The organism is Streptomyces sp. NPDC107538, from assembly GCF_055657445.1.
This window is the reverse complement of sequence record NZ_JBVKAY010000005.1, coordinates 404,782-424,111: the sequence shown is the minus strand read 5'-3', so window position 1 is coordinate 424,111 and position 19,330 is coordinate 404,782. Positions and strand designations below refer to the sequence as shown.

Below are 19,330 nucleotides of genomic sequence, written 5' to 3'. Positions count from 1 at the left end.
GTTGTCTCCCTTGAACGCACCAGTGATCCAGACGATCAACTCTCTCCTCGTCGCCAACCGCGGCGAGATCGCCTGCCGCATCTTCCGCACCTGCGCCGACCTGGGCATCCGAACCGTCGCCGTGCACTCGGATGCCGACGCGAACGCCCTCCACGCGCGCGTGGCCGACGCGACCGTACGGCTGCCGGGCGCGGCCCCCGCCGACACCTATCTGCGCGGCGACCTGATCGTGAAGGCCGCCCTCGCAGCCGGCGCCGACGCCGTCCACCCCGGCTACGGCTTCCTCTCCGAGAACCCGGCCTTCGCCCGAGCCGTCCTGGACGCGGGCCTGGTCTGGATCGGCCCGCCCCCCGAGGCGATCGAGGCCATGGCGTCCAAGACCCGCGCCAAGCACCTCATGGGCCTCGCCCCCCTCGACGCGGCCGAGGTCACCGAGAAGGACCTCCCCCTCCTGGTGAAGGCCGAGGCGGGCGGCGGCGGACGCGGTATGCGCGTCGTACGCGACCTCGACGACCTGCTCGCCGCCCTGGAGAGCGCCCGCGCCGAGGCCGCGAGCGCCTTCGGCGACGGCGAGGTCTTCGTCGAGCCGTACCTCGAGAACGGCCGCCACGTCGAGGTCCAGATCCTCGCCGACACCCACGGCACCGTCTGGCCCCTGGGCACCCGCGACTGCTCCCTCCAGCGCCGCCACCAGAAGGTCGTCGAGGAGGCCCCGGCCCCCGCCCTCCCCGAGGACCTGACGGCGGAACTCCACACCCTGGCCGTACGCGCCGCCCGAGCCGTGGACTACGTCGGCGCGGGCACGGTCGAGTTCCTGGTCGCTGCGGGCCGGGCCCACTTCCTGGAGATGAACACCCGCCTCCAGGTCGAACACCCCGTCACGGAAGCCGTCTTCGGCCTCGACCTGGTGGCCGAACAACTCCGCGTCGCCGAGGGCCACGCCCTCCCCGCCGACCCCCCACGCGCGCGTGGCCACGCGATCGAGGCCCGCCTGTACGCCGAGGACCCGGCCGACCACTGGACCCCGCAGACCGGCACCCTGCACCGGCTGACGGTCCCCGCGAGCGTCCGCCTGGACACCGGCTACGAGGACGGCGACACGATCGGCGTCCACTACGACCCCATGCTCGCCAAGCTGATCGCCCACGCCCCCACCCGCGCCGAGGCGATCCGCAAGCTGGCGGGCGCGCTGGACCGGGCGACGATCCACGGCCCGACCACGAACCGCGCCCTGCTGGTGAACTCCCTGCGCCACGAGGAGTTCACGACGGCCCGCATGGACACCGGCTTCTACGACCGCCACCTCACCGCCCTCACCACCGCACCCCCCGACCCGCACGCCCCCCTGGCCGCCGCCCTCGCGGACGCCGCCGTCGAGGGCGACCCCCGCTTCGGCGGCTGGCGCAACGTCCCCTCCCAGCCCCAGATCAAGCGGTACGCGATGGCGGGGGGCCAGGAGCACGAGGTCCACTACCGCCACACCAGGACCGGCCCCGAGGCGGACGGGGTCCGCGTCGTCCACGCCGACGCGCGGCACGTCGTACTCGAAGTGGACGGCGTACAACGGAAGTTCGACGTGACACGCCACGGCGACCGCGTCCACGTCAACACCACCACCCTCACCGCCCTCCCCCGCTTCCCCGACCCCACCACCCAACAGCCCCCGGGCTCCCTCCTGGCCCCCATGCCCGGCACGGTCGTACGCGTAGCCGACCACCTGAAACCGGGCTCACCCGTGAAAGCGGGCCAACCCCTCCTCTGGCTGGAGGCGATGAAGATGGAACACAAGATCACCGCCCCGACCACGGGCACCCTGACGGCCCTGCACGCAGTACCTGGCCAACAGGTGGAGATGGGCACCCTTCTGGCCATGGTCGAAGCCGAGCCCACCTAAGGGGCGCGGGGAACTGCGCGACAAGCCACGACCCACCCGCACCCTCCAAACAACGAATGCCCCCTCCCCCTTAGGAGCCCCCAATGTCCCCCGTGCTGGAATCCGAAGAACACAAAGCTCTACGCGCCGCAGTATCCGCCCTAGGAAAGCGCTACGGCCGTGCATACATAGCCACCGTCAACAAGGAGGGCCGCCACCCCGACGAACTCTGGTCCGAGGCCGCCAAACTCGGCTACCTGGGCGTCAACCTCCCCGAGGCATACGGCGGCGGAGGCGGCGGCATCACCGAACTCTCCATAGTCCTGGAAGAACTCGGCACGGCGGGCTGCCCCCTCCTCATGCTGATCGTCTCCCCGGCGATCTGCGGCACGGTGATCGCCCGCTTCGGCACGGAGGCCCAGAAACAGACCTGGCTCCCCGGACTCGCCGACGGCTCACACCTCATGGCCTTCGGCATCACCGAACCCGACGCCGGCTCCAACAGCCACCGCATCACCACCACGGCCCGCCGCGACGAAGCCGGGGACTGGCTCCTCACCGGCCGCAAGGTCTTCATCTCCGGTGTCGACCGGGCGGACGCCGTCCTCATCATCGGCCGCACCGAGGACGCCCGCACCGGCACCCTCAAGCCCTGCCTCTTCATCGTCCCCACGGACACCCCCGGCTTCGCATACCGCCCGATCGAGATGGAACTCCGCGCCGCCGAGAAGCAGTTCGAGCTGACCTTCGACGACATCCGGCTCCCCGCCGACGCGCTGGTCGGCGACGAGAACGCCGGTCTCCTCCAGCTCTTCGCCGGCCTCAACCCCGAGCGGATCATGACGGCCGCCTTCGCGATCGGCATGGCGAGATACGCCCTCGCGAAAGCCGTCGAGTACGCCCGCGAGCGCACCGTATGGCGCCAGCCCATCGGCGCCCACCAGGCGATCGCCCACCCCCTCGCCCAGTCCCACATCGAACTCGAACTGGCCCGCCTGATGATGCAGAAGGCGGCCCACCTCTACGACGCGGGCGACGACGCGGCGGCCGGGGAGGCGGCCAACATGGCCAAGTACGCGGCGGGGGAGGCCTGTGTGAAGGCCGTCGACCAGGCCGTGCACACCCTCGGCGGCAACGGCCTCACCGCGGAGTTCGGCCTCGCCTCGCTGATTACGGCCGCCCGCGTCTCTCGTATCGCGCCGGTGAGCCGGGAGATGATTCTCAACTACGTCTCCCACCAGACCCTGGGCCTGCCGAAGTCGTACTAGACACCGGGCCCGCAGCGGGTCGGGCCGCATCCGGTCGCCTTGGAGGAACCGTGTTCCGCAGCGAGTACGCAGACGTCCAGCCCCTCGAACTCCCCATCCACGAAGCCGTCCTGGGCCGCGCCCCCGAGTTCGGCGAGCTGCCCGCGCTGATCGACGGAGTCGACGGCACGACCCTCACGTACGAACAACTGGACCGCTTCCACCGCCGGATCGCCGCCGCGCTCGCCGAGGCCGGCGTCCGCAAGGGCGATGTCCTCGCCCTGCACAGCCCGAACACGATCGCCTACCCGACGGCGTTCTACGCGGCCACCCGCGCGGGCGCCACGGTCACCACCGTGCACCCGCTGGCCACGCCGGGCGAACTGGCCACCCAGCTGCGGGACGCGGGGGCGAGCTGGATCGTCACCGTCTCCCCGCTCCTGGAGACGGCCCGCGCCGCCGCCGAACGGGTGGGCGGCATACGGGAGATCTTCGTCTGCGACAGCGCCCCCGGCCACCGTTCGCTGATCGACATGCTCGCCTCCGCCGCCCCCGAACCGGACGTCGCCCTCGACCCGGTGCACGACCTCGCGGCCCTCCCGTACTCCTCCGGCACGACCGGCGTCCCCAAGGGCGTCATGCTCACCCACCGGTCCATCGCCACCAACCTCGCCCAGCTGGAGGAGGTCATGCCGGCCGGCCCCGGCGACCGCATCCTCGCCGTCCTGCCGTTCTTTCACATCTACGGCCTGACCGCCCTGATGAACGCCCCGCTGCGGCTCGGCGCCACCGTCGTCGTCCTGCCCCGCTTCGACCTGGAGACCTACCTCGCGGCGATCGCCAAGTACGCCATCACCCACCTCTACGTCGCCCCGCCGATCGTCCTCGCCCTCGCCAAACACCCGGCCGCCGAGCGGTACGACCTCTCCACGGTCCGGCACATCCTCTCCGCCGCCGCACCCCTCGACGCGAACCTCGCCGCCGCCTGCTCGGCCCGCCTGGGCCTGCCGCCCGTCGTCCAGGGCTACGGCATGACCGAACTCTCCCCCTGCTCCCACCTCGTGCCCCTCGCCCAGGCCGCCGCCGCGCCTCCCGGCACCGTCGGCAAGCTCATCGCGGGCACCGAGATGCGGATCGTCTCCCTCGACGACCCCGGCACGGAGGTCGGCGTCGGCGAACCCGGCGAGATCGTCGTCCGGGGCCCGCAGGTCATGAAGGGCTACCTCGGCCGCCCCCAGGCCACCGCCGAGATGATCGACTCCGACGGCTGGCTCTCCACCGGCGACATCGGCCGCGTCGACGCCGACGGCTGGCTGTACGTCGTCGACCGTGTCAAGGAACTGATCAAGTACAAGGGGTTCCAGGTCGCCCCCGCCGAACTCGAAGCCCTTCTCGTCACCCACCCCGGCATCGCCGACGCCGCCGTCATCGGCCACTACCACGACGACGGCAACGAGGTCCCGCACGCCTTCGTCGTCCGCCGCCCCACGGCCGCCGACCTCTCCGAGGGCGAGGTGATGATGTACGTCGCCGAACGCGTCGCCCCCTACAAGCGCGTCCGCCACGTCACCTTCATCGCCGACGTGCCCCGCGCGGCCTCCGGGAAGATACTCCGCCGCGAACTCAGGGAGCGCCTGTGACCGACCTCATCGGACACGCCCACCACCGGGGCGTCACCACCCTCACCCTCGACTCCCCGGCCAACCGCAACGCCCTCTCCGCCCAGCTGGTGCGCGAACTGACGGACGCGCTCACCCGGTGCGCCAAGGACGACGACGTACGCGCCGTCGTCCTCACCCACACCGGGAACACGTTCTGCGCGGGCGCCGACCTGCGCCACCCTCCCGACCCGGCGGCCCTGGTCGGCCTCCTGCGCCGGATCCTCGACCTGCCCAAGCCCGTCGTCGCCCGCGTCACCGGACACGTCCGCGCGGGCGGCCTCGGCCTGCTCGGCGCCTGCGACATCGCCGCCGCCGGCCCCGAGGCCACCTTCGCCCTCACCGAGGTCCGCATCGGCGTCGCCCCCGCCGTCATCTCCCTCACCCTCCGCCCCCGCACCGACCCGCGCGCCCTCGCCCGCTACTACCTCACCGGGGAGCGGTTCGGCCCCGCCGAGGCCGCCCGCATCGGCCTCCTCACCGCCACCGGCGCGGATGTCGACGACGTCCTCGCACCCGTCCTCGACGGACTGCGCCGAGCCTCCCCGACGGCCCTGGCGGAGACGAAACACCTGCTCACGGCTAAGGTGCTGGAGAACTTCGACCAGGACGCGGGCGAACTGACCCGCCTCTCGTCCCGGCTGTTCGCCTCCGCCGACGCCCGCGAGGGCATGACGGCGTTCCTCGAAGGACGGGACCCGGGATGGGTGTTGTGAGCATGACGGAAACAGGTCCGGTCGTGGATCGCGGCCCCAAACAGGACCGCAGCCGGGTCACCCGCAAACGCCTCCTGGAGGCCGCCGTGTCCTGCCTCGCCGAACACGGCTGGGCCGGCTCCACCGTCTCCGTCGTCGCCGAGCGGGCCGGTGTCTCCCGGGGCGCCGCCCAGCACCACTTCCGCACCCGCGAGGACCTGTTCACCGCGGCCGTCGAATACGTCGCCGAGGAGCGCTCCCTCGCCCTGCGCGCCCTCTTCCCCGAGGGCGCCGCCGACCGCCGGGCCGTCGTCGCCGCCGTCGTCGACCTCTACACCGGCCCCCTCTTCCGCGCCGCCCTCCACCTCTGGGTCGCCGCCTCCAACGAGGACCAGCTCCGCCCCCGCGTCACCGAACTCGAAGCCCGCGTCGGCCGCGAGACCCACCGCATCGCCGTGGACCTGCTCCGCGCCGACGAGACCGTCCCCGGCGTCCGCGAAACCGTCCAGGGCCTGCTCGACATGGCCCGCGGCCTCGGCCTCGCCAACCTCCTCACCGACGACACCGGACGCCGCGACAAGGTGGTGGCCCAGTGGGCGGCCCTGCTGGACGAGGTACTGGACCGGGAATCTTCGTATCGGGGATCTTCGGCCTAGGGACTCAGCCGCTCCACCCGCCACGACCCGTCCGGCTCCGCCACGTACCGCAGCCGGTCGTGCAGCCGGTTCCACCGGCCCTGCCAGAACTCCACGCTCTCGGGCGCCACCCGGAACCCGCCCCAGTGCGGCGGCACCGGCACCTGCTCGCCCTCCGGATAGCGGGCGTGCAACTCCTCGTAGGAGGCGTCCAGTTCGGCCCGCGAGGAGATCACCGAGGACTGCGCGCTGGCCCACGCGCCGAGCTGTGAACCGTGCGGCCGGGTACGGAAGTACGCCGCCGTCTCGTCCCGCCCGGTCCGCCGCGCGGTCCCCGTCACGATCACCTGCCGGGAGATCGAGTGCCAGGGGAACAGCAGCGAGACATACGGGTTCACCGCCAGGTCACGGGCCTTGCGGGAGTCGTAGTTGGTGTAGAAGACGAAGCCCCGCGCGTCGTACGCCTTCATCAGCACCGTACGGGAGGCCGGGCGCCCCTCGGCGTCCGCCGTGGACACGACCATCGCGTTCGCCTCGAACACCGCCCCCTCCTGTGCGGCCTGCGCGAACCACCGCCCGAACTGCTCCATCGGATCGGCGGCCAGCTCGCTCTCGTCGAGCCCGTCGGCGCGGTACTGCTTGCGCATGAGAGCGGGATCAACAGGATCGTGATCGTTCACATGGTCATCCTGCCGTATGAACGCCAGGAGGGAGCGGGAGGCCAGAGAGTGGCACTGAGTGCCGCGAACCCTCCCCAAAAGTGGCACTCAGGCGTATGGTGCTGGAACCGCCTGTTTCCCCGTTCTCCCTGTCGCCCACATCAAGAGGAGCCGCCTGATGTCCGACTTCGACCCCGGCTTCGTACCTGGCCTCGAAGGAGTCGTCGCGTTCGAGACGGAGATCGCCGAACCGGACAAGGAAGGCGGCGCGCTCCGCTACCGCGGCGTCGACATCGAGGACCTCGTCGGCCACGTCTCCTTCGGGAACGTCTGGGGCCTCCTCGTCGACGGCGCCTTCCGCCCCGGACTGCCGCCCGCCGAGCCGTTCCCCATCCCCGTCCACTCCGGCGACATCCGCGTCGACGTCCAGTCCGCGCTGGCCATGCTCGCCCCGGTCTGGGGCCTCAAACCCCTCCTGGACATCGACGAGGAGCAGGCCCGCGCCGACCTCGCCCGCGCCGCCGTCATGGCCCTCTCCTACGTCGCCCAGTCCGCCCGCGGCCAGGGCCACCCCATGGTCCCGCAGCGCGAGATCGACAAGGCCCAGTCCGTCGTCGAACGCTTCATGATCCGCTGGCGCGGCGAGCCCGACCCCAAGCACGTCGCGGCCGTGGACGCGTACTGGACCAGCGCGGCCGAGCACGGCATGAACGCCTCCACCTTCACGGCGCGGGTCATCGCGTCGACGGGCGCGGACGTGGCCGCCGCCCTCTCCGGCGCCGTGGGAGCCATGTCCGGCCCCCTCCACGGCGGCGCCCCCTCCCGCGTCCTCGGCATGATCGAGGAGATCGAACGCACCGGCGACGCCGACGCCTACGTCAAGCAGGCCCTCGACAAGGGCGAACGCCTCATGGGCTTCGGCCACCGCGTCTACCGCGCCGAGGACCCCCGCGCCCGCGTCCTGCGCCGCACCGCCCGCGACCTGGGCGCCCCCCGCTTCGAGGTCGCCGAGGCCCTGGAGAAGGCGGCCCTCGCCGAACTCCACGCCCGCCGCCCCGACCGCGTCCTCGCCACGAACGTCGAGTTCTGGGCGGCCATCGTCCTGGACTTCGCCGAGGTCCCGGCGCACATGTTCACGTCGATGTTCACCTGCGCCCGCACGGCCGGCTGGTCGGCGCACATCCTGGAACAGAAGCGCACGGGCCGCCTCGTACGCCCCTCCGCCCGCTACGTCGGCCCGAGCGCCCGCGGCCCCCAGGAGATCGAGGGCTACGCGGACATCGCCCAGTAGTCCTCTGCGGCATCACGCGGGGCTGAGCAGCCCCGCGTGATGCCGCTCGGCGACCAGCGGATGCGCCCGCAGCTTGCCCTTCAGCTCGTTGAACCCGTACTCCGCGAAGAGCGGGTTGTCGGGATCGTCGGTGACGCCGGGCGCGGTGGAGGCGTACGGGAAGACGAGCGGCTCGACCCGCGCGTCCAGCCGCGGGTTGTAGAAGAACGGCACGGAGAACCGCTCGGTGGCACCGGGCGGGCTGACCACGCGGTGCCGGGTGGCGAGCAGATACCCGTTCGTCGCCACCTCCAGCAGCTCCCCGAGGTTGACCACGAACGCCCCCGGGACCGGCGGCACGTCATGGAACAGCCCGTCCGCCCGCTCCACCTGAAGCCCACCCACCTGGTCCTGCAACAGCAAGGTCAGAAACCCGTAGTCCTTGTGGGCCCCCACCCCCTGATCGCCCCCGTCGCCCGCGCTCCCGGGATACCGCACCAGCTTCAGCTGCGGATGCGCCCGCTCCCCGAAGACCGGGTCGTAGAAGTCGGCGGGCGCCCCGATGGACACCAGCAGCTCCCGAAGCAGCCGCTGAGCCACGGCACTGAGCCGGTCGATCCACGCGAGAGCCGCGGTCCGCAGCCCCGGCAGGGAGGCGGGCCACTGGTTCGGCCCCTCCAGCCACCAGTACGCGGGCTCACCGGCCCCCGGTGCCCGGGCCTCCCGCTCGGCCCCGACATCCAGCTGGTCCCGCCAGTCCCGGCTGCCACCCGTCCGCTCGTCCCCGGTCCGCGTGTACCCGCGGAAATGCGGCGAGTTGACGTTGTCGACGGCCAGCCGCTCGGCCTCCGGCAGCGCGAAGAACTCCCGCATCGCACCGGTGAGCCGCGCCGTCTCCTCCGCACTCACCCCATGCCCGACGAGCTGGAAGAACCCCACGTCATGCGCGGCACTGTGCAACCGCGCGTGCAACAACGCCCGCGCCTCGGGCCCGCGATCGGCGGCCGAGAGATCGATGAGGGGCAGCTGGAGATACGACGATGCCGTCGCTGAGTTCGTCATGGGACGCGTCCGAAAGTGAGAGGAGGAAGTACCGGGCCGGGCTCCGAGGTCAGACGGAAACCCGACACCCCATGCTCGTGACGCGCACGAAATCCACGTGCCGGCGTCGAACGAGTATCGGAAGCATGCCAAAAGCATACTGCGCCCTAAGAAACGCAGACGACCCGCAGACTCGGGTCCCTCCGCCCAGTGGACGAAGAAGCCGGCCGGACGTACCGGCGAGCCTGCGGGTCGGGTGACTGCTTGAGATTGGGCCGGCTGGCGTGCTCAGATCACACGCTGGTCCGACACCGCACTGAGTATGGTGACGGGCTGCTAGCCCGCAGCCACCTCGCGCGTCCGGGTTTCATACATGTACCCGATCACCTCCTTTCGGCGTGCGCCCCACACTAGGAACCGAGGCGACGCCGCTCAAGCGATTTTCCGAAGGAACCGTCCGACCGGCCCGCTCCCCGCCTACTCCGAGGACCTCTCCAGCGCCTCCAGGTCCAGGGCGGAGGCGATGCGGAGGGCGACGCCCTCGGCGTAGGTCGCGTCCGTGCGTTCGAAGGGGGTGCGGCCGGGGCCGCGGAGGAAGGTGACGACGCCGAGGGTGCGGCCGCGGCTGCGGAGGACCGCGCAGAGGGCGTGGACGGTGTCCGTGGGCCACTGCCGGCCGGCGGCCCATTCGCGGGCCGCCTCCGCCGTGGCCGTACCGGCGCTGGCGCGGACCGACCCCGCCCGTTCCACGCACTGCAGGGCGGGGTGGCCGGGCCCGTAGCGGACGGGGATGCCGGCGTGTCCGGCGAGGTGGCTGGGGCCGGGCTGGCCGGAGGGGGTGGCGGCGGCCCGTACGAGCCGGGCGGGGCCCTCGCCGTCGGTGAGGGAACCACCGGCGACCCGGTCGATGAGGGCGTGGTCGGCGAAACCGGCCAGGGCGAAGTCGAGGTGGACCGTGGCGGCCTCCCCGGGATCCTCGCACTCGGCGGCGGCCCGCGCGGCCCGGTGCAGCTGGTTGACGCGGAAGCGGAGCTGGGCCGCCTCCTGCTCGGTCTGTTTGGCCTCGGTGATGTCCTGGAAGAGCCAGCCGACGCCGAGCGGGACCGGTTCCTCGGCGAGGGGCGAGGCGAGCCTCAGGAAGCCGCTGCGCCAGCAGCGGCGCCGCTCGCCGTCGGGGGTGCGGACGCCGACCCAGATCTCGGCGGGCGCGGGCGGCGCGCCCTCGGCGAGGACATGGGTGAGGGCGCTCTCCAGTTCCTCGGAGCCCTGGGCGAGCAGTTCGCCGAGGGGGCGTCCGAGGACCGCCGTACGGCCGATGCCGAGCGAGCGGGCGGCGTGCGCGTTGACGACGGCGGGGCGCAGGTCGGCGTCGACGAGGACGACGCCCCAGGACGCGTCCTCGAAGAGGGCCTCGCTGAGGGCGATGGACCGTTCGAGGTCGATCTGCGCGTGGACCTCGCTGAAGGCGCAGTACAGCCCGGCGGGCTTGCCGTCGGGTCCGCGTACGGCGGCGGACTGGGTGCGCACCAGGACCCGGCCGCCGTCCTTGGTGACCAGGGCGAACTCGTGCACCTGCCGGCCGCTGGCGTGCATGGCGGCCATCAGCCGCCCCTCGACCTCCTCGGCGTCGGCGGTCCGTACGGCCCAGCCGGCGAAGCCCCGGCGGCCGACGGCCTCCTCCGCGCTCCAGCCGAGGATGCGTTCGGCCTCGCGGTTCCAGTGGGTGACGACGCCGTCGGCGTCGAAGGCGCACAGGGCCGCGTCCATGCCGTCGAGGAGTGCGGCGAGCAGATCCGAGCCGCCGGGGTCCGCGGAGTCCATGGAGTCCTCGGTGCCTTCGGTGTCCTCGGTGTTCACCGTGCCCTCGATGTCCTCGATGTTCTCGGTGTCCTCGCTGCCCATGTTCTTCGGACCGTCCCGCTCGGGCTTGTCGGGCCCGAGCTCGTCGGTGGCCCCGCCACGCCGGGAAGCACTCACCTGAACCCCCTCCAGGCTGCGTTGCGTCCGCATGTACGGCGGCATGCACGGCGCGTCGGTTCGCTCACTGGTCATCATTCAACTCGAACGTGACCCAGCCCACATCTGGTTCACGCAAGATTTGGACGAAATCGTTGTACGCCGGATTTCCGGCTCACCTTTCCTCGCCCTGCCTCTCCCTTCTCAACGTTCCCACGTCCCCGGCGACTCAGTCAGCGCAGGTAGAAGATCCGATCTCCGTACTCCCGCATCACCCGGTCGTTCCAGGCGAGCCCGCCGTCGACGTTGCCGGAGCGCAGCAGCGGCGGCTCGATGCCCCGGTCCGCGAGGGACGCGGCGGCGGTGGCCATGACCGACTGGAGGATCGCGGAGGTGACGACGGTGGAGGCCGGGGCGAAGGGGGCGGGGATGGTGTCGAGGGTGAGTTCCGCGTCGCCGACCGCGATCTTCGAGTCGAGGACGAGGTCGCAGTGGTCCTTGAGGAAGGTGCCGGAGGAGTGGCGGGATTCGGTCTCGGTGGCGTACGCGACGGAGGTGACGCCGATGACCTTCACGCCCAGCTCCCGGGCGTGGGCGGCCATCTCCACGGGCAGGGCGTTGCGGCCGGAGAGCGAGATGATCACGAGCAGGTCGCCGGCGCGCAGGGGGCTGGTGTCGAGCACGGCGGTGGCCAGGCCGTCGACCCGCTCCAGCGCGGAGCCGAGGGTGGCGGGGCGGACGTCTACGCCGACCGCGCCGGGGACGGCCAGCAGGTTCATCAGGGCGAGGCCGCCGGCCCGGTAGACGAGGTCCTGGGCGGCGAGCGAGGAGTGTCCGGCCCCGAACGCGAACAGCCGGCCCCCTTCGGCGACCGTCTCCGCGATCAGCTCCCCGGCCGCGGCGACGGCCTCCGCCTCCTCGTCCCGCACGCGCTCCAGCAGCCCGATCGCCGCGTCGAGAAACCGCCCGCCTGCCGCGCCGCCGTCCAGCCCCATGTGCCGACCCCTTCATCCTCACCGAGTCCTGAGTGACGCCGATCACGTTAGTGGTCTGGACCAGTGGGATGTCAATATGGCCGCGGGTCCGGTGGGGGCTGGTCGCGCAGTTCCCCGCGCCCCTGAAAAGCAGGGGCTGCGCCCCGTGCTTTTCGCCCCTGAGCGGCCGCAGGCCCTCAAGGGGCGCGGGGAACTGCGCGAGAAGCCCCACCGGACCCGCACCCGCCCACGCACCGGAACCGCCCGAGCTCCACCGCCGACACCCGATAACGCTCACCACGTCATAAATCGGCCACCCGACGGGAGTCATACCGCCGTCGTTCCCCCGCCACCACCCGGTTGTCAGTCGGATGCGTAAGAATTGAGTCCAGGGCCAGCGCAGCAAGCCGCAGCAAGCCGGTGTGGGCCGTCGAAAGCCTCCGGCTGAATCTCATCGAGGGGCACGTATGTCCGGACTGATCGACACGACGGAGATGTATCTCCGCACCATCCTCGAGCTGGAGGAGGAAGGTGTGGTCCCCATGCGCGCCCGGATCGCCGAGCGGCTCGACCAGAGCGGACCCACGGTGAGCCAGACGGTCGCGCGCATGGAGCGCGACGGCCTGGTGTCCGTCGCCGCCGACCGCCACCTGGAGCTGACCGAGGAGGGCCGCCGGCTGGCGACGCGCGTCATGCGCAAGCACCGCCTCGCGGAGTGTCTGCTCGTCGACGTGATCGGCCTGGAGTGGGAGCAGGTCCACGCGGAGGCCTGCCGCTGGGAGCACGTGATGAGCGAGGCGGTCGAGCGCCGCGTGCTCGAACTGCTGCGCCACCCCACCGAGTCGCCGTACGGCAATCCGATCCCGGGCCTGGAGGAGCTGGGCGAGAAGGACGGCGCCGACCCCTTCCTGGACGAGGGCATGGTGTCGCTCGCGGACCTCGACCCGGGCACGGAGGGCAAGACCGTCGTCGTACGCCGTATCGGCGAGCCCATCCAGACGGACGCCCAGCTGATGTACACGCTGCGCCGCGCGGGCGTGCAGCCCGGTTCCGTGGTGAGCGTGACGGAGGCGGCCGGCGGGGTCCTCGTGGGCAGCGGCGGCGAGGCGGCGGAGCTGGAGGCGGACGTCGCCTCCCACGTCTTCGTCGCCAAGCGCTGACGGCCGCCCCGGCCGACCGGCCCGGTCCGCGACGCCGCTCGGCGACCCCCTTCGCCGACCCCCCGTCGCCGACCGGATCCGACCACCCCGTGGCCACCCGTGCCACCCCTTGTCGGCAGGTGTTCGAGACGTGTCGCGGGATGTTCGCACCACCCGCCAACTCCCGGTGTGGGAGGGGTAGTTGTGACGTACTGGGGTCCACGTCCGGGATCCCGGCCAATCGAAGATTCAGTGCGCCGAATCGCAGCGCGCGGGCCGTTCGCGTGCGAGGCTTGCGCGTGAGGCATATGACCTGAGGGGCTCTTGGCCGCCCGAGACGGCGATCTCCGGTGGTAGGGGAGGGGGCGGGGCGGATGTGCCGTGAACATGGGGAGGGCCCCGGCGCCGTGCGGCGCCGGGGCCTGTCCTCCCCTGTGCTGACCCGGAGCCCCGAGCTCCCAGGGTCATTCCCCTCGGACCGTTTTCCCCGAGCGGTCCGCCTCCCGTTGAAGATCTCCCCTCGGCTGCGGCGGGCAATCCTTGAGGGAGGTCACTCGAACGAGGGGTGTTGCCGCCAGGAACGGCATCTTCGAATGTGTATTCGATAACGTGTGCGGCGTGGCGTCGCGTGCCCCGTACCCTGACCGACGCGCGCGCCCCGCACGTAACGTGTCAACCGATATGCACGCTGTAACACAAGTGCTCGCCGTCCGAGCGGAGAGCCACGGCGGAAGCGACAGCGGTATCGGCAGCGGTATCGGCGGCGGTATCGGCGGTTTCAGGGGTATCAGGGGTAGCAGCGGTACGACAGCAGTTGGGACGAGTGGACCGGCCGGCTCGACGCGCGGAGCGAGAGGCGGGAGCGAGCGGTCCGGGCGGGAGTCTGGGGGGTGCCAATGGTGCGGCGCATCGACGTGACAGGAGCCGGCGGTCTGAGTCTCGCCGCCTGGGAGTTCGACGACCCGCCCAAGACCGGCGAGCACGAACCCCGGCCCGGGGTGCTGTTATTGCACGGCCTCATGGGCCGCGCCTCGCACTGGGCCCCCACCGCCCGCTGGCTCTCCGAACGGCACCGCGCCGTCGCCCTGGACCAGCGCGGCCACGGCCAGAGCGCCAAGCCCGAGCAGGCCGCGTACACCCGTGAGGCCTACGTCGACGACGCCGAGGCCGCCGTCGAGCAGCTGGGCCTCGCCCCGGTGGTCCTCATCGGCCACGCCATGGGCGCACTGACCGCCTGGCAGCTGGCCGCCCGCCGCCCGGACCTGGTGCGCGGTCTGATCGTCTGCGACATGCGGGCCTCCGCGCTCGGCGCCGCCTCGCAGCGCGAGTGGGAGAACTGGTTCAAGGCCTGGCCGCTGCCGTTCGCCACCCTCGCCGACGTCCGCAAGTGGTTCGGCGAGGACGACCCCTGGGTGGAACGCCCGAGCCCGTCCCGCGGCGAGTTCTACGCCGAGGTCATGCACGAGGGCCCCGACGGCTGGCGGCCCGTCTTCGACCCCGAGCAGATGCTGAAGACCCGCGAGACGTGGGTGTACGACGCGCACTGGGAGGAGCTGACCCAGGTCCGCTGCCCCGCCCTCGTCGTCCGCGGCCTCGACGGCGAGCTGGGCCGCGCCGAGTCCCAGGAGATGGTCCGCGTCCTGCCCCACGGTCAGTACGCCGAGGTCGCCGACGCCGGCCACCTCGTCCACTACGACCAGCCGGACGCGTGGCGCGCGGCGATAGAGCCGTTCCTCGACGGCTTCACGGACTGAGCGAGCCCCCTTCCAGGACCGGACCGGACCGGACCATAAGGAGAAGGGCCCCGAATCGCTCCGGGGCCCTCCGCGTCGTACGTTCCGCGTCGTACGGCTCGGCCGCGCGCGCCGCGTCGCTCAGCCCTCCGCGGTCCTCCGGCGCCGCATCCACCACACCAGCGCGCCGCCCGCCGCGACGACCGCCGCGGCGATGCCGGAGAGCAGGCCCACGGGCAGTCCGGAGCCGGTGTCGGCGAGGCCGCCGTCCGGGTCGGGCCGGTTGGCCGGCGGGGACTGCCCGTCACCGCCGCCGGGGGTGGACGGGGACGGGTCGGGCGCCGGGGTCGACGGCGGGTCGCTCGGCCGCGGCTTGTCCGAGTCGGAGGGCGTCGGCTCGGGTGCCGGGTCCTCGTCGCCCGGGGCGGGCTGGGTGCCGTTGCTGTTGCCGCCCAGGAAGACGGTGTCGGTGTCCCGGTAGGTCGTCACGGCCTGGACGCTGGTCTTCGTCGTCTTGTCCAGGCCGGGGTGTTCGAGGTCGAACTGCACCCGGGTGACGTTCCGCTTGGGCGACTTGGAGAAGTCGACGCCGCCCACGGTGTAGACGTACACGTCCTGCCCGTTGCTGATCTCGTACTTGAACTCGCCCTCCTTGAAGATCTTGACGTACCGGTCGTAGACGTCGGTCTTCTTCCAGTTCTGGTTCGGGGCGCGCAGCGGCCAGCGGCTGACGTCGTCGCTGTTGATGATCTTCCGGTAGTCGGTGGCCGACTGCTGGTCCTTCTGCCGGATCCACTCGGCGGCGACCCGGGAGGTGTAGACGCGGCGCAGATCGGCGTAGTCGGAACCGGTGTTGATCCACTTCTCGACCAGCGGGACGATCGTGTTCTTCAGGACGCGGTCGTTCTGCTCGGTCTCGGCCTTGGTCAGGTCGCAGCCCGCGCCGCCGGGGCCGGGGGTGCTGATGTCCATCGGCTCGGTCTGGAGCTTCAGCGGGGCGTCGAGGATGTAGATGCCGCCGTCCTGCTCGCGGACCTGCGCGGTGTCGGGCTCGATCCAGTTGCGCAGGGAGTGCAGGCAGGGCCAGCCGTCGCGCTTGGCCATCCCGTCCCAGGCCCGCTTGCCGGTCTCGGTCTTGGGGTCCAGGGCCTTGAAGAAGTCGTGCTTGAGCTGGAGGTCGGCCTCCAGCAGCACCCGGCCGGCGTCGGTGGACGCGAACTGCGAGTCCATGATCGTGGACGGCTGGTCGGGGTTGAGGTTGACCCAGAACTTGTCCGGGGTGAGCGCGAGCCAGGTGAAGAGCGAGTCCGAGGCCATGGTCAGCTTGGCGTCGCCGCCCCAGCCCGGGTTGTTCTCCGGGTCCGGCACGTAGTCGGCCTTCATCGAGTAGTCGAGGCCCTTGCCCTTCACGGGCTCCCCGACGAAGTTCATCTCCAGAGAGGAGAAGTCGATGCCGCCGGGCCGGCCGAAGTAGCCCTTGGCGTTGTTGGCGTCGTACATCTTCTGCAGCCGCTTGGCCTCCTCCGGGGTCTTGCCGGAGCGCAGGGCCTCGTCGATGATCGGGCCGCGTCCGCCCTTGAGGGGGTCGGCGTTGAACCGCTTGTCGTAGTTCGTGTAGACGTTCGGCTTGCTGGTGCGCTCGATGCCGTTGGAGCGCTGTTCCCAGATACCGGCCTGGGTGCGGCTGGTGCCGCGGGCCTGCTTCAGCTCGTCGTCGAACGCCTTGATCTTGTCGATGGTGCCCTGGGTGGTCTTGGCGCCGGTGATGGTGTGGAACGTGGTCCTGGCGTACTTGGGGTCGCGGGCGATGATCCGGTCGGCCTCGTACTGGTTGTTGCGGATCGAGCCGTTGGACTTGCCCTCGATGTTCCGGTCGCCGACCCGGTCCCGGAAGTCCACGATCCGGTATCTGGTCTTCCCGGTCTTCGGGTCCTTGTACGGGATCGGGTCCTGGCACCACCAGTCCGGCCCGACCATGTTGTACTTCTTCACCATCCGGGCCTCGAACGTCTCGCCCTTGACCCGGTTGCCGGTGTTCCCGATGATCCGGATCCGCAGGTAGTCGTTGAAGTCCTTGTAGCCGGTGGTCTTGTTGCGCTGCGCGTTGTAGCGGGCGTAGATCTCCATCGCCCGGTCGGCCGGCTTGCCCGAGGTGGCGTAGGCGGCCTTCCACTTCGCGATGGCCTTCTTGGAGCTGCCCGCCTTCTTCAACTGCGCCTCGGTGGGCGGCCGCAGACCGTCGAAGGCCTTGTCGGGGTTGTCGAAGGTGTAGTTCTCGTCGTTCGGTGCCGCGTCGTACGGCGTGGAGCCGCTCGGCGGCCCGGAGTTCGCCGGCGTCCTGGCGAACTTCTGCTTCAGATACAGCTCGTCGCAGCGCACGCCCGCCTTCGGCGCGGCCTCCGCGTCCTGCGGCAGACCGGGCAGCCCGGTCAGGGTCAGGACGCTCGCGCCCGTGAGGGCCAGCGCGATCCTGCCCCAGAGGCGTCGCCCGGTGTGGGCTATCGGGTGAGTCACTTCGGTAAGTCCCCCTGAGGGCCCCGGAGGAGAGGTCCGGTGCGGTGCTCGGTGGGACGCCAGGGGCCCCCGTGCTCTGTGAGGCGCCGCCACCAAGCCATGCACCGTAGCGACCTAACGGCCCACTTACATAGGCGATTTGGTCACCGAAACGCCCCAACTGCCCGTCGGGGCCGAATCCTTACTCCTCGGTCAAGGGATCTTCACCCTTCGAGCCAGGTTTCCTCCAGGGCGAAGGTGGCGTCCTCGGTGTGCCGCACCCGGAACACGGACACGGTCCGGCCCTCCTGGTTCAGCGGCGCGACCCGGCCCAGCGCGAGCCGCGCGAGCCCGTCCCAGTCGAACACCTCGATGTCGTCGTCGAGGTCGACGCCGTCCTCCGCCAGCTTCTCCTCGTCGATCCCGAAGGCCGCCACGACGTCCCGCGCGTCCCCCTCGACGTCCCAGTCCCCCTCGCCGTGCCACCCCGCCGCGAAGACCCCGGCCCCGTCCGGATGCAGGATCGCCCACGCCCCGTACGTGGAGTCGTGCTCGACCGTGGCCGCCCCGATCACCGCCGCGTCCGGATACCGCTTCCGCAGCTCCTTCGCCTGCTCCCACACGGGGAAGTCGTCCCCGACGTTCCCGAGCGCCGGGTCGACGATCTCGGTCACCCCGCCCCAGCACCCGACCCGGACGACATCCAGATCCGCCCGCGTCTCCAGATCGGGGGCTTCGGTCGCGCTCACGGCCCCGAGTTCACCGAGCACGGTGTCCACGGTCCCGAACGACGCCACGAACTCCCGCGCCCGCTCCGGGTCATGGGCATCGACCGTCCCCGCCCCACCCGGGAACGGCGCCCGCACGACGGTCAGGGAGAACTCCCCGTACCGGACGACGTCCTGATCCTCGTCGACACTCCAGAAACTGTCCTCAGTCATGCCGGTCACCCTAGAGACGAGGGGTGTCGGAGATGTGGGGGAAGTGCGCGGAACCTCGGCCTGCGGGGTGCGTAGCGGCGGCTGTTCGGGGTCGACGTCCTCGAACGGCTCGTCGACCTTCACGGACCCCCATCGGGGCGGAGCAGTCCGGTGACCGACCACGACGACCTACCCGCAGCCGCGAAACCGACCCGCAGCCCCCACCCGGAGCGCTACCGACGCGCTACCGACGCCCGTCCCGCCCACACGCATAGGCGAGCGGAGAGATCAGTTCCTCCGCGTCCGGCAGCCATCGGTTCGCCGGCGTGGGTCGGCGGGCCCACTGCACGGCCCCCCGCGACCCGTACCGCGTCGGCGGTGCCGCGACGAACTCGCCCTCACCGAGCGCCTTGAGGTCGAGCGCCAGCGGCGACCAGCCCAACTTCCGTACCAGGTCCGGGACTTTGACCGACGCGCCGGGCAGTACGAAGAAGTGCATCCGCCGGTCCGGCGTCCAGGTCACCGGACCGAGGGTCAGCTCCATGCGTTCCATCCGGGCCAGCGCCAGCAGTCCCGCGGTCTCGGGAACGTCGATCGTGTCGAACGTATGGCCGGTCGGCAGCAGGATCGACGCGCTCGGCTGCTTCGACCACAGACGGCGTGCGACGGTCGCACTGCCTGTCGCCTGGGTCGCCCAGTCCTCGCGCGCCGGGTGCGCGCCGGGGGTGGCACACGCGGCGTTGCCGCAGGAGCAGATCTGCACCCCGTCGACGGCTTCCAGCCAAGTGCCGGGGAACACGTCCCAGTGGCGCTCTTCGGCGTATCGAACGGCGGTGTCCAGCAGCGATTCGCCGCGCTGCTTCGGGATTTGGGCAGCTTCAGGGCCCGCGATGGTCTCTTCCACGATGAACACAACTCTAGCGGTCATCAGGGGTTACGGAAGTCACATGCGCGGGGGAGAGCATCGTCAACGGGGCCGGGGCGCATGGGTGCATGGCCGGGGGCGCGCGGGAGGGATCACGGAGTGAGCCGGGTAG

General features: G+C 71.3%; 15 protein-coding genes. 8 read left to right on the top strand and 7 right to left on the bottom strand.

The features are described 5' to 3' along the window. The first annotated feature begins 10 nt into the window (after window positions 1-10). From ACZ7MG_RS20265 to ACZ7MG_RS20245, 5 genes are all read left to right on the top strand, one after another. Window positions 11-1,894, top strand: coding sequence for an acetyl/propionyl/methylcrotonyl-CoA carboxylase subunit alpha (locus ACZ7MG_RS20265; protein ID WP_471389098.1), 1,884 nt, complete (start codon window positions 11-13; stop codon window positions 1,892-1,894). Between the two features lie 83 nt (window positions 1,895-1,977). Beyond that, window positions 1,978-3,141, top strand: a complete 1,164-nt coding sequence (locus tag ACZ7MG_RS20260; RefSeq protein ID WP_471389099.1) for an acyl-CoA dehydrogenase family protein — start codon at window positions 1,978-1,980, stop codon at window positions 3,139-3,141. 50 nt (window positions 3,142-3,191) lie between these two features. Then, on the top strand, window positions 3,192-4,760 hold the full coding sequence (locus tag ACZ7MG_RS20255) for a 4-coumarate--CoA ligase family protein (RefSeq protein WP_471389101.1): 1,569 nt from the start codon (window positions 3,192-3,194) through the stop codon (window positions 4,758-4,760). Then, a complete protein-coding gene (locus ACZ7MG_RS20250) occupies window positions 4,757-5,494 on the top strand; it encodes an enoyl-CoA hydratase family protein (RefSeq protein WP_471389104.1) in 738 nt (245 codons plus the stop codon). The genes ACZ7MG_RS20255 and ACZ7MG_RS20250 overlap by 4 nt, the downstream gene beginning before the upstream one ends. Further along, window positions 5,482-6,129: a TetR/AcrR family transcriptional regulator gene (locus ACZ7MG_RS20245; RefSeq protein WP_471389107.1), complete on the top strand. Its 648-nt coding sequence runs from the start codon at window positions 5,482-5,484 to the stop codon at window positions 6,127-6,129. The genes ACZ7MG_RS20250 and ACZ7MG_RS20245 overlap by 13 nt, the downstream gene beginning before the upstream one ends. Here ACZ7MG_RS20245 and pdxH read toward each other — a convergent pair. Next, window positions 6,126-6,788, bottom strand: a complete 663-nt coding sequence (gene pdxH, locus ACZ7MG_RS20240) for a pyridoxamine 5'-phosphate oxidase (protein ID WP_471389110.1) — start codon at window positions 6,786-6,788, stop codon at window positions 6,126-6,128. The genes ACZ7MG_RS20245 and pdxH overlap by 4 nt on opposite strands. A 157-nt stretch (window positions 6,789-6,945) precedes the next feature. Between pdxH and ACZ7MG_RS20235 the strand changes: the two genes are divergently transcribed. Beyond that, window positions 6,946-8,058, top strand: coding sequence for a citrate synthase 2 (locus tag ACZ7MG_RS20235; RefSeq protein ID WP_471389113.1), 1,113 nt, complete (start codon window positions 6,946-6,948; stop codon window positions 8,056-8,058). Between the two features lie 12 nt (window positions 8,059-8,070). On the opposite strand, the gene ACZ7MG_RS20230 is transcribed toward ACZ7MG_RS20235, so the two are convergent. From ACZ7MG_RS20230 to ACZ7MG_RS20220, 3 genes are all read right to left on the bottom strand, one after another. Continuing rightward, on the bottom strand, window positions 8,071-9,099 hold the full coding sequence (locus ACZ7MG_RS20230) for an isopenicillin N synthase family dioxygenase (RefSeq protein WP_471389115.1): 1,029 nt from the start codon (window positions 9,097-9,099) through the stop codon (window positions 8,071-8,073). A 456-nt stretch (window positions 9,100-9,555) separates the two neighbouring features. Continuing rightward, on the bottom strand, window positions 9,556-11,055 hold the full coding sequence (locus tag ACZ7MG_RS20225) for a PAS domain-containing protein (RefSeq protein ID WP_471389118.1): 1,500 nt from the start codon (window positions 11,053-11,055) through the stop codon (window positions 9,556-9,558). A 212-nt stretch (window positions 11,056-11,267) separates the two neighbouring features. Then, window positions 11,268-12,029 (bottom strand): SIS domain-containing protein, encoded by a 762-nt coding sequence (locus tag ACZ7MG_RS20220; RefSeq protein ID WP_471389121.1) that lies wholly within the window; start codon window positions 12,027-12,029, stop codon window positions 11,268-11,270. A 446-nt stretch (window positions 12,030-12,475) separates the two neighbouring features. On the opposite strand from ACZ7MG_RS20220, the gene ACZ7MG_RS20215 reads away from it, so the two are divergent. Together ACZ7MG_RS20215 and ACZ7MG_RS20210 are read left to right on the top strand one after the other, a co-directional pair. Beyond that, window positions 12,476-13,168 carry a metal-dependent transcriptional regulator gene (locus ACZ7MG_RS20215; protein ID WP_033525889.1) on the top strand — a complete coding sequence of 231 codons (693 nt, stop codon included), beginning with the start codon at window positions 12,476-12,478 and terminating at the stop codon, window positions 13,166-13,168. 875 nt (window positions 13,169-14,043) lie between these two features. Further along, a complete protein-coding gene (locus ACZ7MG_RS20210; RefSeq protein WP_471393397.1) occupies window positions 14,044-14,901 on the top strand; it encodes an alpha/beta fold hydrolase in 858 nt (285 codons plus the stop codon). A gap of 120 nt (window positions 14,902-15,021) precedes the next feature. On the opposite strand, the gene ACZ7MG_RS20205 is transcribed toward ACZ7MG_RS20210, so the two are convergent. The 3 genes from ACZ7MG_RS20205 to ACZ7MG_RS20195 all read right to left on the bottom strand — a co-directional run bounded on the left by ACZ7MG_RS20205 (window position 15,022) and on the right by ACZ7MG_RS20195 (window position 19,221). Further along, entirely contained in the window at window positions 15,022-17,394 is a 2,373-nt protein-coding gene (locus ACZ7MG_RS20205; protein ID WP_471393400.1) for a hypothetical protein, read from the bottom strand. 203 nt (window positions 17,395-17,597) lie between these two features. Beyond that, window positions 17,598-18,314, bottom strand: coding sequence for a DUF6333 family protein (locus ACZ7MG_RS20200; protein ID WP_471393403.1), 717 nt, complete (start codon window positions 18,312-18,314; stop codon window positions 17,598-17,600). A gap of 223 nt (window positions 18,315-18,537) precedes the next feature. Next, window positions 18,538-19,221 carry a bifunctional DNA primase/polymerase gene (locus tag ACZ7MG_RS20195; RefSeq protein ID WP_471393406.1) on the bottom strand — a complete coding sequence of 228 codons (684 nt, stop codon included), beginning with the start codon at window positions 19,219-19,221 and terminating at the stop codon, window positions 18,538-18,540. Window positions 19,222-19,330 lie beyond the last annotated feature (109 nt).